Origin of the sequence: Paenibacillus sp. HB172176, assembly GCF_011947265.1 — a bacterium.
Classification (GTDB): Bacteria; Bacillota; Bacilli; order Paenibacillales; family Paenibacillaceae; genus Pristimantibacillus.
Genome location: NZ_JAATHD010000002.1, coordinates 557,432 through 573,738, shown reverse-complemented (window position 1 = coordinate 573,738; position 16,307 = coordinate 557,432). Strand labels below are relative to the sequence as shown.

Below are 16,307 nucleotides of genomic sequence, written 5' to 3'. Positions count from 1 at the left end.
TATGAAAGCTGTCGTTACGATGGATTGGCTTGCCTGATCTGCTCTCTGTTGTTCCAAAGCTGCATGCGCAGGTTGGATTTGGAGCCTTGGATAATGAAATGCGGAATGTTTTGCGCTTTGGCAATCTCGATGCTCTCCCAAGTGGCTCGATGGGAGGTGGACGTGATAAGCAGGAATAACGCCTGCGAGCGGCTGAGCTCTGCCGATATTCGATCGGGATGATCGCCGTTCTCATGTACGAGCGCCGCGCCGGACTCCAGCACGACATCCTCGAACCATTTGCGGAGACCGCCGATAATCGTGATTGCGCAGCCTTCGAGATAAGGGGCTGGCTTCGATCTTCCGTCCGGGGAAGAGGACTTGGGTTTGCTGTGCCTCTTACGGGACGGCTCCAGCTCAGCGGGATGCTGTCGTTTATCTGGACTTTGCGCCGCCGCCGAGTAGCCCGCGGGGATTCGGTACAGCTTGGTCAGGCGGGCGATGCTGCCGCCTTCCATGACATTGAAGGAGCATGGATCGCCATGCGATGGTTTCTGAATTTCAATGTCTTTGAAATGAACCGGAAAGCGGTTGGCAGACTGATTAAGATCGACGCAGTACCAATTTTGTTTCTCGTCTTGTTCGATATAACCATCGAATTGCGAAATGGGGGAGAAGCTGTCATCCCCTTGGAACAAAACCTCAATTTCATAATGACGCATTCTGCCCGAGTCTTTGCTCGGCGTGCAAAGCAGCTCGGCTTCATGCTGTAAATCATGCTGATAGACGAGAGATTCCGTAATGTTGAAAATTTCTTCATTATCGAGCTTTATGTACCCGCCATGATCTCTGCGATAGAAGGTTCCATAGCGCGACTCCGTGCTTTCCAGCTTCGAGGAATCGGGCGTCTCTATCCTTATTTCTTGCGGTAGCTCAGTTGTACGCGCAGGCTCTTCAAGGGATGGAGCCCGATAAACCTCCAGCGCTTGGGCCAAATCCAGCGCCTTGCGCATGCGCGATAATCGGGTTTGAGCTTCTCCCGCGGACAGGACGTTGCCGGTCGACTGCTGTTGAAGACTCTGGCTGTCCTTGCCGATATCTGCGTACAGCTGCCGTGAAAGCCGACTCATGAGCTCGTCCTGGTCGCCGAGCTGCTGCTTCAGTTGAGAAGCGGCGTGCTTATGGGAGCGCTCCTGCTGCGCGATTTCCTGGAGTCTTGTCTCATGCTCCTGTTCCAGCTGCTTATACTTCGCCGTCCAATCATGGACGCTTCTTAGCAAAGCCTGGCGTTCGTCAAGCCATCTGGTCTGATCAGCCCTCCAGCGTCGCTCCTGCTCCTTGATATGGTCAAGCTGCTGAAGCTCCCGCTGCTCTGCATGCAAGCATTCCCGCTTGCTCTTCTTGCAGGCGTCAGTCAGTCGTTCAAGCTCCAGCTGCTTCACGCGCAACTGCTTGTCCTTCTGGGCGAGCTCTTGCTCCAGCCGCTGACGCTGCGCGGTTTCCTTGTGATAGAGATTCTCGAGCGTCTGCAGCTTTTTCTCTTGTTTGTCAAGCGCCAGAACGGCTTGCTCTCCAGTCGCAGCTTCTTGATTCCGCCCATTCGTTTCTTCGAAGTCACCGCTCTGATACAGCTTGTTCAGGCTATCCATGCAATCGACCCAAAGCTGAAATTTCACATGCTTATCCGGGTGAAAGTAAACGGTCCAATAGTAGCGCCAGAAGCCTTGCCGGGATATTCGCTCTCGCTGTTCATTTATCATAATCTCCAGATCAAAGGCTTCATCATCCTCAAAATCCGGAAGCTGATTCAGAACGGCCAGCAGCAAACGCCGCTTCACGGCAAGATCCTTATTCGCTTGCTGCAGCGATGTTCGAATCATCTTATTGAAGAGCATATCCGGCCATTTCCGAAGATCTCGCTTTGCAAAGGGGTAATCAAGCGTCTGCGCGATGAATTGCTTCTCGCGATCGCTCAATTGCTGCACATAGCTTAAAAGCATATCGATCGGAAGCAGTTGCTTCTCTTCGCGGCGCAGCGCTTCGCGGTAATTCTCCATCTCCTTGGTCCATTCCGTGCCATTTCCGAAGATGCCGAACCCAACCTTCATCTTCATGTTCAGTGCTTGCGCCTCCCTTCTAGGTAAGCCTTAACAAATGGTTCGACATACGAGGCTGCATCTCCTCCAAACATTTGAAAGAGGCCGATAATAAGTATGGAATGCAGCCAGTCCATGCTGTATTATCGGCCTCGGTTGCCTCCGGCCCGCTCCCGTCAGACTCGAGGGCTTGCGGATATGCCGTGCAATAAGAGATCAATCGTATGCTCGATCTCCTCTTCGTCGTCCAATGCTTGCTCCGGGACTAGCAGGATCTGCGTAATGAACATGCCGATGAACATGCTGATCGCCGTTCGCAAAATGCGCCAAGGGGGCGCTTGAATAATTTGCCCTTGCTCCTGAAGATGCTGAATAATCGTTTCCATTCGCGCCAAGACGATGGAGCGGAACAGCCCTTTCACTTGCTCCAGCAGCTCGGGCTGAAACGGTATCTCATGCACGAGAATACGAATCAGCTTCATATTTTTGCGGGCAAACGCGATGCGGTCTCTGGCTATGGCCCGGAATAACTCGTCCGCATGCTGATAGGGAAGATCCAGCACCTTTGAGGCGAAGTCGCGAAGCAGGAATGGAGCTGCAATCTTGACGGCAATCGGTCCGGCGATGGAAAGAAGCAGATCCTTCTTCGTCTTGTAATGACGGAAGATCGTGCCTTCGGCGACGCCGGCCCGCAGCGCGATTTCACTGGTCGAAGCCGCAGCGAAGCCCTTCTCCGCGAATATTTCAATGGCCGCCTCCAGAATTCGGGCTTGCTTCTCCGTCTTCTTGCCGTCATCTTTCTCGGCCAACCGGACGAGCTCCTCCAGCCACTGTTCTTTCTGCTCTGACATTGATATTTCTCCTTTGATTCTCTTGGTATGTTCTATCCGCTATTATATCCGTCGATGCTTGCGCAACGCCAGCACATTGGCGGCCATAAAAAGGAGCGACAATCCGATGAGAATGTACAAATCCAGATCAATGTCCTGCCAGCCCTGACCTCGAATCATTACGCTTCGCAGCGCGTCGGCTCCATATTTGAGCGGCATAATCGTCGAGAGCCATCTCAGCCACGGCGACATATTGTCGAGATCAAACAGGCCGGAGAAGAAAACCTGCGGCACAATAACGATCGGAATAAATTGAATCATCTGGAATTCGGTATTGGCAAAGGCGGATAGGAAGGTTCCGAAGCTGAGCGCCGTTATTGAAAGCAGCAAGGTGATCAGCAGCACGAGCCAGATGGAGCCGTTCATCATAAGTCCGAGCACGTGTATCGAATAGATGGCGATGAGCACGGCTTGAATGCCGGTGAAGATGCCGAAGCCCGCAATATACCCGGCTACAATTTCCCAGCGTTTAAGCGGTGTGGCAAGCAGTCGCTCCAATGTTCCGCTCGTTCGTTCCTTCAGGAAGGAGACCCCGGCGATCAGGAAGACGAAGAAGAAGGCGAACACGCCGATCAGTACCGGGCCAAAGCTGTCGAAGGAGGTCATTTCTTCCCCTCCGTGCAAATAGCTGATCTCGGGGGATGCGGTTGGGGTCAGTCCATCCGCGCTTGAAGCTGTTGCGTCTGATGAGTCTGACGCCGCTGCGTTCGGAGCGAAAGCGCTCGAAGAGAGCAGCTCTTGCTGAACGGTCCGGATGAGCATCATAATGGCTTGACTCTTTTTTGGATCGCTTCCTTCCAGTCTGATGTCCGGTTTTCCTTCCTTAATGGAGATGATGCCGTCGATCTCTTGTTTCTCGAGCGAGGCTGCCGCTTCCTCCTGAGAAGGAAAAGAGGTGATTTCCGCGTCATGATTCTCCAGAGCCGAAGCGAAAGCGGAAGGAAGATTGACCGCTCCCAGCGCGGGCTTATACGAATCCCCGTTAAAGACTAAATACATCAAAGTAAGCACAAGCAAAGGCGCGACAATAAGCAGCGCCATCGTGCGTTTGTCGTGAATGAACTGTTGAGTGATGCGCAGAATCAATGCCCGTATTCTCATGAGCGAACACCTCCGTAATACAGAAACGCGCCTTCTATGGAATCAGCGCCCGTTTCCTTCTTCAGCTCCTCCGGGCTGCCGGAAGCAATCAATTCGCCTTCTCGAATCATGCCAAGGCGATTGCATTTGTCTGCCTCATCCATAACATGCGTTGTAATGATAATGGCGGCGCCTTCCTGGCTAAGCTTATCCAGCTCATGCCAGATCGACTTTCGAAGCACGGGATCAATGCCGACCGTCGGCTCATCGAGAATAAGCACCTCGGGCTTGTGCATTAATGCGATAGCAAGCGACAAGCGGCGCTTCATGCCTCCTGAGAAAGCGGAAACGGGCTTGTTCATATGCTCGCTCAGGCCGACCAGGTCCATGACATACGACATTCTCTCCTTGCGCAGCTCGCCCTTCAGGCCGAACAAGGCGGCGAAGAACGCGAGATTTTCCTTGGCGGTCAGCTCGGTGTAAAGCGCATCGGATTGCGCCATATAGCCGATTCTCGTCATCATGGCAAGCTTCGGCATGACGGCTCCCAGAAGCGTAATGCTGCCGGAAGATGCCTCGTCGATGCCGGCGATCATTTTGACCAGCGTTGTTTTACCAGAGCCGGAAGGACCCAATAGTCCGAAAATTTCCTTTGGAGCGACGTCAAGCGAGATGCCTTTGATGACTTCCTTGTCTCCAAAGCTTCGATTCACATTCTTTAGAACGATGCATGGCTCTGTTGTATGCCTCAATTCAATCACCTCGAACATTCAATTTAAAAGTGAGTAATCACTCACTTTTTATTATAAATTGAGTGTATGCCTGCGAACATGTCCTTGTCAAGCTTAACATGGCTCCGGAAAATGAGAGAAGCCGCATCATCCAAAGATGATGCGGCCCGGTTCACCTTGCGATGAACGTTTCTAGAAATTAAAATTGTCCGGATCCGCGCCGAAGCGCTGATTGCGATTAAGCAAATCAATCTGCTTCATTTCATCTGGGGACAACTCGAAGTCGAAAATGGATGCATTCTCCTTCAAACGGGAGGGAGTCGAGGTCTTCGGAATGGTGACCACCTCATTCTGCAAATCCCAGCGCAGCACGACCTGGGCCGGAGATTTACCATGCTTGGCCCCAATTTCGACAAGCGCGCTTTGATCCAGATTGCCCTGCATAAGCGGACTCCATGCCATAAGCTGAATTTTGTTCGTCTTGCAGAACTCGCGAAGCTCCACCTGTGACAGAAGGGGGTGGAATTCCACTTGATTAATCATGGGAATAAGGGAGGAGGACGCAATCAGATCCTGCAGATGATGAATCTGGAAGTTGCTCACTCCGATGGCTCGCGCTTTGCCGTCGCGATAGATTTGCTCCAGCGCGCGCCATGTATCTTTGTATTTGTCCTTCACCGGCCAATGAATGAGAAGAAGGTCCACATAATCCATGTTGAGCTTGCGAAGGCTTTCGTCGAACGCCCTCAGCGCCTGCTCGTAGCCTTGATCCCCATTCCACACCTTCGTCGTAACGAACAGCTCGTCTCTTGCGACTCCGCTTGCGCGAATGCCGGCGCCGACTCCGCTCTCGTTCCCATACACGGCTGCCGTGTCTATGCTGCGATAGCCGGCTTCAATGGCAGTCTTGACCGTCGTCTCCGCCTCGCCCTCGCCGGTCATTTTCCATACGCCCAATCCGAGCCATGGCATCTGCACGCCATTGCTGAGCGTTGTGCAGTCTTTTGCCGATGTGATCATTGTCATTTCTCCCTTCGAATTTGAATTAATTCAGAGACAGGCTTCCAGAATCGCTCTAACATCTTCTTCGCCAAGCTTCTTGAAAGAACCGATGGTTCCGTAACGTACGGCTTCCGACGCCATCCTGTCGAGCTGATCATCCTTAATGTCGTAATCGGCAAGGGAAGCAGGGGCTCCGATGCGGCTGAAGAATGCTCTTGTTGCCGCGATGCCCGCCTCCGCAAGCTCCTCATCGGACCTGCCGTTGCGAGGAATTTGCCATACACGCTCCGCGAATTGCGCGAAGCGGTCCGGACGCTCCCGGTAGACGTAGCGCATCCAATTCGGGAACACGATCGCGAGGCCTGCGCCATGCGGAATGTCGTAGATGGCGCTGATTTCATGCTCGATGCCATGCGAGGCCCAGTCATTGGCCATGCCTAGACTGATCTGTCCGCCGTTGAGCGCCATGGTGCCGCACCACATCAGATTCGCCCTCGCCGCGGCATTCTCCGGGTCGGCGAGAGCGGCTTCCACATTTTCGATGACGGTGAGCAGAATCGATTCGCAGAATCGCTCCTGAAGCGGCGTATTCGGCGTCAAGCTGAAGTATTGCTCGAAAACATGGGACATGATGTCGACCGATCCGTAAACGGTTTGATTCGCGGGAACCGTGTAAGTCAAAGTCGGGTCCAGAATGGAAAACTTTGGATAAACCAGCGGGCTGCCGCTGCCTCGCTTCAGCTTCTCCTCCCAGTTCGAAATGACGGTGTTGCCGTTCATCTCGGAGCCTGTCGCAGCCAGCGTCAGCACTGTCCCAAGCGGCAGAGCCTCGGCGATTCGCGCTTTATTCGTGAAGAAGTCCCATACATCGCCCTTATACGGAACGCCGGCGGCAATGGCTTTGGACGCGTCGATGACGCTGCCTCCGCCAACGGCGAGGATGAAGTCGACGCTGTTGATTCTAGCTATTTCAATGCCTTTCTTGACTGTGGATAAACGAGGATTAGGCTCAATGCCGGAAAGCTCGTGAACGACCAATCCCGCCGCTTGCAGCTTGTTCATAACGCGATCGTACAGTCCTGTGCTCTTGATACTTCCTCCGCCGTATACCAGCAGGACGTTGCGGCCGAAGCCAGCCGTCAGCTCGCCGACCTTGTCGACTTCTCCTGAGCCGAATACGATACGAGTAGGATTGTGGAATTGAAAGCTGTTCATAGGCGTCCTCCTTCTATTGATTAACTTTTGAGATAACTAATTAGCGAGCATGAAACCCGCAAATTATGTATACGCGATTCATTTTATGGAATATAGATGGCTCTGTCAAGCCGCGTACCGCTTGAAAGATTAACTTTAAAGTTATACAATCGTTATCAGCAAGATGGAACAGGGAAAGGAAGAAATCAAATTGGAAATCGAAGTATCAAGCCGCAATATGAAATTTCTCGAGAGTTTCTCCTCGCCGACGCGCGTGAAAATGATCGAATTGCTCAGTGAACGGCCCATGAATATCAAAAGCTTGTCCGAGGCGCTAGACATAAAGTCTCCGATTGTAACGAGACATATACATATGCTGGAGGAAGCGGGCATCGTCAGATGCGAGAGCATGCCGGGCAAAAGAGGGATGCAAAAGCTTTGCTTCCTCGACCTATCGCAGGTTACATTGCGTTTCAAACGGGATGAGAGCCTGGAGGAGACGCACAGCCGGTATTCCGTGTCTCTGCCCGTCGGCATCTATTCCTCCTATGAAGTAAGGCCGACCTGCGGACTTGCCTCCGATACCGGGATGATCGGCATGTGCGACGATCCGAGATATTTCGCCAACCCGGAGCATGTGCACGCCAAGGTGCTGTGGTTCGGTTCCGGCTTTGTGGAATACCGAATTCCGAATTATATGGTGAATCACCAAATTCCGGAATCGCTCGAAATCTCGCTTGAGCTTTGCTCGGAAACGCCTTGCACGGTGGAGCATTTGCCGTCCGACATTGTTTTCTCCATTAACGGCAAGGAGATCGGGACGTGGACGTATCCCGGCAATTTCGGCGGCGCGAGAGGACAATATACGCCTGCATGGTGGCGCAAGAACATTCAGCACGGCTTGATGAAGACGATCCGAATTACGCAGCAGGGCTCCTTCGTTGACGGAATCAAGCTGTCCGACACAACGATGGAGAAGCTTGCTTTGACCTACGACAAAGAAATTCTGTTCCGCATATCCTGCAGCGACACCGCGAGAAACAGCGGGGGAGTGACATTGTTCGGCAAAGGCTTCGGCAATTACAATCAGGATATCGAGGTTGTTCTTCGATGCAAATAACCGCAAATAATCTAGCAAATCGCAGGGAAGCTTGATGTTGTCGGGATCAACCTTCGCCGTGCGAAACCATACGGACATTCCATAGAAAGCTTTCGTTGCTTTTGTTTGGAATGTCCGTTTATTTTTGAAATATTATATATTCAAATCAAAACAAAGATGTTATGCTGGATGCATTCAGGATTTATAAAAACAAACAAACATTATTCGGAGGTAAAAAAACATGGTGCAATCCTTATGGAATGATTCGAAGGCTTCGCAATTGCAAGGCGGCTTGGACGAGCTGGTCTATCGCTCCAACATTATCGGCGAGGATCGCCGGGTGTGCAATTTCGGCGGAGGCAACACCTCCAGCAAAACAACCGTGAAGGATTTCCGCGGCCGCGATATTGAAGTGATGTACGTCAAGGGCAGCGGCTCCGACCTGGCAACGATGAAAGCGGGCAATTTCACGGGTCTGCGCATGGATGACATCCGTCCGTTGTTCGAACGTTCGGAGATGCCGGATGAGGAGATGGTCGCTTATCTGGCCAATTGCATGATCGACGCCAAGCATCCACGCGCATCGATCGAGACGCTGCTTCACGCGTTCCTGCCGTTCAAGCATGTCGATCATACGCATCCGGACGCGATTATTTCCCTCTGCTGCGCGGACAACGGCCGTCAGCTCGCTGAGGAAATTTTCGGCAACCGCTTTGTATGGGTGCCTTATGTGCGCCCCGGCTTCAACCTGTCCAAGATGATCGCGGAAGGCGTTCTGTCGAATCCGAACGCTGAGTTGGTGTTGATGGAGAAGCATGGCCTGGTTACTTGGGGCGATACGTCCGAAGCTTGCTATGCGCAAACGATCAAAATTATCAATGAAGCGGAAGCGTTCATCGAAGCCCGCGTGGACGAAGCGAAGCTGTTCGGCGGCGAGAAGCATGCGGCCCTGCCTGCAGAGACGCGCCGCAGCCTGGCGGCAGCGGTAATGCCGGCCGTGCGCGGCGCGGTCAGCGACGAGAAGCGCATGATGCTGTCCTTCGACGACAGCGACGATGTGCTGGCTTTCGTCGGCGGAGAAAATTCCGCGAAGCTGTCCCAGGTCGGCGCGGCTTGTCCGGATCATCTCGTGCACACGAAGGTTGTGCCGCTGTTCGTGGACTGGACGCCAAACGCGGAAGACGCGGAAGGCCTCAAGGAGAAGCTGGTTGCCGCTGTCAGCGAATATAAGGAGCAATACAAGCAATATTTCGAACGCAACAGCAGCGAAGGCGATGTAATGTTCGAAGCGGCGCCTCGCGTTATACTTATACCGGGCGTAGGCATGATCAACACCGGCAAGAGCTGGGCGATGTCAAAGGTCAGCGGCGCGCTCTATCATCGCGCAATCGCGGTTATGCGCGGCGCGACGGCGCTGGGCGAATTCGTATCGCTTAGCGAGAACGAATCGTTCAACGTGGAATATTGGCCGTTGGAGCTGTACAAGCTTTCCCTTGCTCCCGCAGAGGCAGAATTCTCCCGCAAGGTTGCCTTCATTACAGGCGGCGCCGGCGGAATAGGCAGCGAGACGGCTCGCCGTCTCGTGTCGGAAGGCGCTCATGTCGTGCTTGCCGATCTGAACCTCGAAGGCGCGCAGAAGGTCGCTGAGGAAATCAACGAGAAGTATGGCGAGAATCGCGCTCTGGCCGTGAAGATGGATGTAACGAGCGAGGAGCAGATCGCGGCGGCGTATGCGGAGACGGCTCTGGCTTACGGCGGCGTGGACATTATTGTCAACAACGCAGGTCTTGCGACCTCCAGCCCGTTCGACGAAACCTCGCTCAAGGAATGGAATTTGAATATGAATGTGCTTGGAACGGGCTATTTCCTCGTGGCGCGCGAAGCGTTCAAATTGATGAAGACGCAAAGCATCGGCGGCAGCATGGTGTTCATCGGCTCGAAGAACTCCGTCTATGCCGGCAAGAATGTGACGGCTTACAGCTCGGTCAAGGCGCTTGAAGCGCATCTTGCGCGCTGCATTGCTGCGGAAGGCGGCGAGCACGGCATTCGTGTGAATACGATTCTGCCAGATGCGATTCTGCAAGGCTCGGCAATCTGGAACGGCAGCTGGCGCAACGAGCGCGCGGCGGCTTACGGCATTGAGCCGGACCAGCTGGAAGAGCATTATCGCAAGCGCACGACGCTGCTCGTTAATATTTATCCGCGGGATATCGCAGAGGGCATCGCCTTCTTCGCGTCCTCGAAGTCGGAGAAAACAACCGGCTGCATGCTGACGATCGACGGCGGCGTTCCTGCCGCATTCACGAGATAATCGCAAGCTTCAAGCATTCACGCGTCAATTGCGGCGGAAATTTAATATGAATGAGCGAAAGAGGTGTCTGTATATGAGCGATCGCGCCTATACTTTGTTCGAAGAGCAGCAGCAGGCAAGAGGCATTAACCTGGAAGAAGTGAAGACTCGTCTCAAAGGCTTAAAAATCGAGACGCCGTCATGGGGTTACGGAGACTCGGGAACCCGCTTCAAAGTATTCCAGAAGGAGGGCGTGCCCCGCACGCCTTTCGAGAAGTTCGAGGATGCGGCCCAGGTGCACAAATTAACGGGTCTTGCGCCATCCGTCGCGATTCATATTCCATGGGACAAGTGCGAGGATTACGGCAAGCTGAGAAGCCACGCGGAGAGTCTGGGGCTTAAGATCGGGGCCGTGAATCCGAACCTGTTCCAGGATGACAACTATATGCTCGGCAGCGTGACGAACGCGGATGCGGCGATTCGGAAGCAGGCGACGCAGCATCTGCTCGAATGTGTGGACATCGCGAAGGAGACGGGCTCGCGAGATCTCAGCCTGTGGTTCGCAGACGGCACGAATTATCCGGGACAAGGCCATATTCGGAAGCGCAAGGCATGGATGCAGGAAGCTCTGACGGAAATGTACAACGCCATGACGCCGGAGATGCGCATGCTGATCGAATACAAATGCTTCGAGCCGGCGTTCTATCATACCGACTTGGCAGACTGGGGCATGGCGTACAATATGGCGCTGAAGCTGGGACCTCAGGCTGAGGTGCTCGTGGATACCGGCCATCATCTGCAAGGTGCGAACATTGAGCATATCGTCGCTTATCTTATCGACGAGAAGCGGCTTGGCGGCTTCCATTTCAACAGCCGCAAATACGCGGACGACGATCTCATCGTCGGCTCCGTCAATCCTTACGAGCTGTTCCTTATTTTCTATCAAATTCTCGACGCGGCGGGAGATTCGGATGCGGCCATTCGCAGCTGTGTGGACGGCATTGCCTACATGATCGACCAATCGCACAGCATTGAGCAGAAAATTCCGGCAATGCTGCGTTCGGTTCTGAACGTGCAGACGCAATTCGCGAAGGCTTTGCTTATTAATCACGCAGAAGTGGCGGAAGCGGCGAACCGCAACGATGTGCTTGGCGCGGAGGATGCTGTTCGCAGAGCCTTCGAATTCGACGTGACGCCTCTGCTGCACGCTGTTCGCGAGGAGCAGGGCTTGCCGCTGGATCCGATGAAAGCGTATCTGGACAGCAGCTACGGCAAGGATATTTTGGCGAGAGGGAAGGGCGGTGCCAGCTGGTGAACCATGTTCTGGCATTCGACTTAGGCGCAAGCAGCGGCAGAGCGATGCTGGGGCGGATCAACGGCGGCAAGATCGAGCTGGAGGAGCTGCATCGCTTCTCCAACGATCCCGTGCAGGCCGGCGACCGGCTGCATTGGGATATTCTGCGATTGCTTCATGAATTGAAGCAAAGCCTGCTGAAGGCCAAGCATCGCAAAATCAAGCTGAGCAGCATCGCGATTGATACCTGGGGCGTTGATTTCGGCTTCCTGGGCGAAGGCAACGAGCTTCTCGGCAATCCTTATCATTATCGCGATCCGAAAGTGAACGGCGAGATGGAGAAGGTTGTCGAACAGCTGACGGCAACCAAAATTTTCGGCAAAACGGGCATTCAGTTCATGTCGATCAATACACTGTATCAGTTATCGCATCTTAAGCGAATGGATTCCCCTTTGCTGCGGGAAGCGAAGCATTTTCTAATGATTCCTGCGCTGTTAAGATACTTTCTTACCGGAGAAATGCATAATGAGTTCTCGCTTGCTTCGACGACGCAGATGTACAATCCGCTGACGGGAGATTGGGATGAGGAGCTGCTTGAGGCTATTGGAGCGGCCCCCTCGCTGTTCGGACCGGTTGTCCAGCCTGGAACGGCGGTCGGTCGCTTAAGCGAAGCGGTCTGCGAAGAGCTGGGCATCGAATCCGTTCCCGTCTACGCGGTGGCGGAGCATGATACGGGCTCGGCGGTTGCGGCGGTGCCCGCGCTTCAGCAGTCGTTTGCCTTCTTAAGCTGCGGCACCTGGTCGCTGATCGGCACAGAGGTGAAGCAGCCGGTGCTTTCCCCGCGCGCGCAGGAGTTGAACTTCACGAACGAAGGCGGCGTATACGGCACCTTCCGCCTCTTGAAGAACATTATGGGCCTGTGGATTCTTCAAGAATGCCGGCGGGCGTGGGAGCGGGCAGGAATTTCGTATTCCTTCCCCGAATTAGTTAAGCTGGCATCCGAAGCGGAGCCGTTCGCGGCTTTCATTGATGTGGATGACGAACGGTTCTTGCAGCCCGGTGACATGCCTGCTCAGATTACGAGCTACTGCGAGCAGACAGGTCAGCTTGCTCCAAGCGGAGCAGGCGCCGTCACGCGCGTTATACTTGAGAGCCTGGCCTTCAAATACCGTTCCGCGCTGCAGCAGGTGGAAGAACTGTCGGGCAAAGAGTACGAAGGCCTTCATATGGTAGGCGGCGGCATACAGAATACCCTGCTCTGCCAGTGGACGGCAAGCGCGATCGGCAAGCCGGTCTGGGCGGGGCCGGTTGAAGGCAGCGCAATCGGCAATATGCTGGTGCAATGGATTTCGCTTGGCGATATTCCGGATATATGGGAAGCGAGGAAGCTCGTGCAGGACTCGTTCCCCATAGAGACTTACGAGCCCCAAGGCGAAGAGCAGTGGGAGCGGGCTTATGCGAGCTTTGTCCGCATTACGGGGCGTTAGCGGCATCCCATGTTTATTTATTTTTGAATGAAAAGAGGGGCTGGAAATGCTGGTTGCGGAGCGTTATGACAAAATTGTCGAGCTTGTGGGTGAGAGAGGAAGCATTCGCGTGACGGAGCTGAGCGAGCTGTGTCAGGTGACCGAGGAGACAATCCGCCGCGATCTGGCTCGGCTCGAGCAGGCAGGGCGATTGCGCCGATCGCATGGCGGAGCTGTCAGCGTTAAGGACCAGCAGCCTGAGACCCCTTATTCCGAGCGCGAAATCGCCAATGCGGAGGAGAAACGCCGCATTGCCGAGGAGGCTGTAAAGCTGATTCGCCCGAAAGAGCGCATTCTGCTGGATGCCTCCTCGACCGCGTGGTATATGGCGCAGACGATGCCGGATATTCCGCTTACCGTTCTGACCAATTCGATCAAGGTGGCGCTGGAGCTTGCTTCGAAGGAGCGGGTCGAGGTTATCTCGACCGGAGGCATTCTCGCCGCTCGAAGTCTCTCCTATGTCGGTCCCCTTGCGGAGCGGTCGCTTGACGCCTATCATGTCGACAAGGCCTTCCTGTCCTGCAAGGGCGTGCATCTGGAGAGAGGTATGAGCGAATCGAACGAGCTTCAAGCCCGAATCAAGCATCGCATGGTCGGAATGGCGGATAAGGTTGTCCTGCTGGCGGATTCAAGCAAGTTCGGCGTACAGGCTTTTACCCATGTGGCCGATTTGAACGCGATTCATCATATGATTACAGACAACGGACTTTCACCTCAGCTGGCAAGAGAGCTTCGGGAAAGAGAGATTGATCTGACTTCCGTTTGAACGGAGTGATAGAAATGAAGGTTTCTTTATTTATAACATGCTTAAGCGACGCTTTGTTTCCGCCGGTGGGCGAAGCGATGGCAAGATTGCTTGCGCGGTATGGAGTTGCTCTGGAGTTTCCCAGACTGCAGACCTGCTGCGGCCAGCCCGCCTTCAACAGCGGCTATTGGAAGGAAGCGAGAGAGACGGCCCGCACGCTGCTGGACGCGTTCGAGGACAGCGATTATGTTATCTCGCCCTCCGGCTCCTGCACGGGCATGATTCATCATTATCCCAAGCTGTTCGAGCATGATCCCGTCATGCTGGAGCGCGCGAAGGCGTTGCAGGCAAAATCTTACGAATTTACGCAGTTTCTAGTGGGAGTGCTCGGTGTGACCGATCTCGGAGCGACGTTCCCGCATAAGGTTACGTACCATCCGTCCTGCCACGGCACCCGTATTCTCGGCATCAAGGACGAGCCGATGCAATTGATGGCTCAGGTGAAGGGAATGGAGTTTGTCGATCTGCCGTTTGCGGAGGATTGCTGCGGCTTCGGCGGTACCTTCGCCGTGAAGATGGCCGATATTTCCGGCGCGATGGTGACGGAGAAGGCGGATCATGTGCTGGAGACCGAAGCCGAGGTGCTGGTCGGTCTTGATCTGGCCTGTCTTATGAATATTGCGGGGAATTTGCGATTCCGCGGCGAGCCGGTGCGCGTCATGCATCTGGCGGAGCTGCTCTACGAGGGAGTGAAGGGAGCATGAGCGCAGTAAGCGGCAAGACCCCCGGCACTGTCAAAGGAAGAGCCGAGCTCGCATTGAATGATGAGTTTCTTCGCAAGGCGGTGAAATTCACGACAGAGCGGCTGCGGAACGGCAAGAAGAATGCGTCGACCGAGCATGGCAATTGGGAGGAATGGCGGGAGCGCGGCAGACAGATTCGTCTGCATACGATCGCCCATCTCGACTATTACTTGAATCTGTTCGTCGAGAACGCCCGCGCGAACGGCGTTCATGTGCATTTCGCGGCTACCGCGGAAGAGGCGGTGAAGCTGTCGCTTGATATTGCGGAGCATGCGGACGCGAAGTCGGTTGTGAAATCGAAATCGATGGTCACCGAGGAGCTTCATCTGAATCATGCGCTGGAATCAATCGGCGTCGAGGCGGTGGAGACCGATCTCGGCGAATACATTATTCAGCTCGCGGGAGAGATGCCTTCGCATATCGTCATTCCGGCGATTCACAAGAATCGCTATCAAATCGCCGAGCTGCTGTCCAAGGAAGCGGGCTATACGCTGCCGCCAGAGACGACCGCGCTTGCAGGGTTTGTCCGCAAAAAGCTGCGGGAGAAATTTCTCGAGGCGGATATTGGCATGACCGGCTGCAACTTCGCAATCGCGGAGACCGGCTCGATGGTGCTGTTCGAGAATGAAGGCAATGCGAGAATGGTCAGCACTGTGCCGAAGACGCAGATTACGCTGATGGGCATGGAGCGCATTATTCCCTCCTTCGAGGATCTGGAGGTTATGGCGACGCTGCTGCCGCGTTCAGCGACAGGCCAGAAGCTGACGATGTACATGTCCGGCATTAGCGGACCGCGCCGCTCCGAGGATGCGGACGGACCGGACGAGATGCATATTATTATCGTCGACAACGGTCGTTCGCTGCAACTCGGCGATCCGGAATTCCAGGAGCTGCTCAACTGCATTCGCTGCGGCGCGTGCCTGAACGCTTGTCCCGTATATCGGCATATCGGCGGACATGCATACGGCAGCACGTACAGCGGTCCGATCGGCGCGGTGCTTACGCCGTCGCTCAACAAGAATATCGCGGAATGGGATGATATCGCCAATGCGTCATCGCTCTGCGGAGCCTGCTACGAGGCCTGTCCCGTGAAAATTCCGCTGCACGAGATGCTGGTCTATCTCCGTCGGCGCAAGGTGGAGAGCGGCAACGGCAGCAAGCTCGAGGGCGTGGGTATGCAGGGCTTCGCGACGGTAATGGGCAATTCCGGCCGGATGGGCGGCTTGATGAGACTCGGCAAGCTGGGGCAGAAGCTTGTCGTACGCGACGGCTATATCCGCACGAAGCTTGGGCCGCTGAAGGGCTGGAACAAATATCGCGTGACGCCGAGCCTGCCGAAGAAATCGTTCCGGGATAACTGGGCGACGCTCGATCAAGAGCTGAAATCCGGCCTGCGCGAGATGGATCCCGAGATGAGAGCGCGAATGGAGAAGCTGTCTGGCAAGAAGGATTCGCGGCATTAGTGATGCTGGTGCTAGCGTAGAACGGCTTCAGTATTAGCTGAATGGGCGAGAGTGGCGCAAGGCTCCAGACATGTATGAACAAGGCGAGAGCTTGCTTAGCGTGAGCGAGCAGGGA

13 protein-coding genes are annotated in these 16,307 nt (G+C 54.6%); 7 read left to right on the top strand and 6 right to left on the bottom strand.

The window, feature by feature from the left end; translation table 11 throughout:
* Positions 1-14 precede the first annotated feature (14 nt).
* The 6 genes from HFP08_RS05165 to HFP08_RS05140 form a co-directional block, all read right to left on the bottom strand.
* Positions 15-2,093, bottom strand: a complete 2,079-nt coding sequence (locus HFP08_RS05165) for a hypothetical protein (RefSeq protein ID WP_168119412.1) — start codon at positions 2,091-2,093, stop codon at positions 15-17.
* Positions 2,094-2,251: 158 nt separating this feature from the next.
* Positions 2,252-2,926, bottom strand: a complete 675-nt coding sequence (locus HFP08_RS05160; protein ID WP_168119411.1) for a TetR/AcrR family transcriptional regulator — start codon at positions 2,924-2,926, stop codon at positions 2,252-2,254.
* 42 nt (positions 2,927-2,968) lie between these two features.
* The gene (locus HFP08_RS05155) at positions 2,969-4,066 is read right to left on the bottom strand and encodes an ABC transporter permease (RefSeq protein ID WP_168119410.1); all 1,098 of its coding nucleotides are present in this window, start codon (positions 4,064-4,066) and stop codon (positions 2,969-2,971) included.
* Positions 4,063-4,797 (bottom strand): ABC transporter ATP-binding protein, encoded by a 735-nt coding sequence (locus HFP08_RS05150; protein WP_240941087.1) that lies wholly within the window; start codon positions 4,795-4,797, stop codon positions 4,063-4,065. The genes HFP08_RS05155 and HFP08_RS05150 overlap by 4 nt, the downstream gene beginning before the upstream one ends.
* A 171-nt stretch (positions 4,798-4,968) precedes the next feature.
* A complete protein-coding gene (locus tag HFP08_RS05145; protein ID WP_168119408.1) occupies positions 4,969-5,796 on the bottom strand; it encodes an aldo/keto reductase in 828 nt (275 codons plus the stop codon).
* 30 nt (positions 5,797-5,826) lie between these two features.
* Positions 5,827-6,993, bottom strand: a complete 1,167-nt coding sequence (locus HFP08_RS05140) for an iron-containing alcohol dehydrogenase (protein ID WP_168119407.1) — start codon at positions 6,991-6,993, stop codon at positions 5,827-5,829.
* A 190-nt stretch (positions 6,994-7,183) separates the two neighbouring features.
* On the opposite strand from HFP08_RS05140, the gene HFP08_RS05135 reads away from it, so the two are divergent.
* From HFP08_RS05135 to HFP08_RS05105, 7 genes are all read left to right on the top strand, one after another.
* Positions 7,184-8,092 carry an ArsR/SmtB family transcription factor gene (locus HFP08_RS05135; protein ID WP_168119406.1) on the top strand — a complete coding sequence of 303 codons (909 nt, stop codon included), beginning with the start codon at positions 7,184-7,186 and terminating at the stop codon, positions 8,090-8,092.
* A 220-nt stretch (positions 8,093-8,312) separates the two neighbouring features.
* Positions 8,313-10,382: a bifunctional aldolase/short-chain dehydrogenase gene (locus tag HFP08_RS05130; protein ID WP_168119405.1), complete on the top strand. Its 2,070-nt coding sequence runs from the start codon at positions 8,313-8,315 to the stop codon at positions 10,380-10,382.
* Between the two features lie 73 nt (positions 10,383-10,455).
* Positions 10,456-11,676: an L-rhamnose isomerase gene (gene rhaI, locus HFP08_RS05125; RefSeq protein ID WP_168119404.1), complete on the top strand. Its 1,221-nt coding sequence runs from the start codon at positions 10,456-10,458 to the stop codon at positions 11,674-11,676.
* Positions 11,673-13,142, top strand: coding sequence for a rhamnulokinase (locus HFP08_RS05120; protein ID WP_168119403.1), 1,470 nt, complete (start codon positions 11,673-11,675; stop codon positions 13,140-13,142). Before rhaI ends, HFP08_RS05120 begins: the two co-directional genes overlap by 4 nt.
* A 46-nt stretch (positions 13,143-13,188) precedes the next feature.
* Positions 13,189-13,947, top strand: coding sequence for a DeoR/GlpR family DNA-binding transcription regulator (locus HFP08_RS05115; protein WP_168119402.1), 759 nt, complete (start codon positions 13,189-13,191; stop codon positions 13,945-13,947).
* Between the two features lie 14 nt (positions 13,948-13,961).
* Positions 13,962-14,690, top strand: a complete 729-nt coding sequence (locus HFP08_RS05110) for a (Fe-S)-binding protein (protein ID WP_168119401.1) — start codon at positions 13,962-13,964, stop codon at positions 14,688-14,690.
* The gene (locus HFP08_RS05105) at positions 14,687-16,192 is read left to right on the top strand and encodes a LutB/LldF family L-lactate oxidation iron-sulfur protein (RefSeq protein ID WP_168119400.1); all 1,506 of its coding nucleotides are present in this window, start codon (positions 14,687-14,689) and stop codon (positions 16,190-16,192) included. The genes HFP08_RS05110 and HFP08_RS05105 overlap by 4 nt, the downstream gene beginning before the upstream one ends.
* The last annotated feature ends 115 nt before the right edge of the window (positions 16,193-16,307 follow it).

Bases quoted from the DNA above. Each gene is read 5' to 3' on its own strand.
- HFP08_RS05110 (WP_168119401.1), top strand. From the start codon at position 13,962: ATGAAGGTTTCTTTATTTATAACATGCTTAAGCGACGCTTTGTTTCCG.
- HFP08_RS05165 (WP_168119412.1), bottom strand. From the start codon at position 2,093: ATGAAGATGAAGGTTGGGTTCGGCATCTTCGGAAATGGCACGGAATGG.
- HFP08_RS05105 (WP_168119400.1), top strand. From the start codon at position 14,687: ATGAGCGCAGTAAGCGGCAAGACCCCCGGCACTGTCAAAGGAAGAGCC.
- HFP08_RS05115 (WP_168119402.1), top strand. From the start codon at position 13,189: ATGCTGGTTGCGGAGCGTTATGACAAAATTGTCGAGCTTGTGGGTGAG.
- rhaI (WP_168119404.1), top strand. From the start codon at position 10,456: ATGAGCGATCGCGCCTATACTTTGTTCGAAGAGCAGCAGCAGGCAAGA.
- HFP08_RS05140 (WP_168119407.1), bottom strand. From the start codon at position 6,993: ATGAACAGCTTTCAATTCCACAATCCTACTCGTATCGTATTCGGCTCA.
- HFP08_RS05155 (WP_168119410.1), bottom strand. From the start codon at position 4,066: ATGAGAATACGGGCATTGATTCTGCGCATCACTCAACAGTTCATTCAC.
- HFP08_RS05145 (WP_168119408.1), bottom strand. From the start codon at position 5,796: ATGATCACATCGGCAAAAGACTGCACAACGCTCAGCAATGGCGTGCAG.
- HFP08_RS05160 (WP_168119411.1), bottom strand. From the start codon at position 2,926: ATGTCAGAGCAGAAAGAACAGTGGCTGGAGGAGCTCGTCCGGTTGGCC.
- HFP08_RS05130 (WP_168119405.1), top strand. From the start codon at position 8,313: ATGGTGCAATCCTTATGGAATGATTCGAAGGCTTCGCAATTGCAAGGC.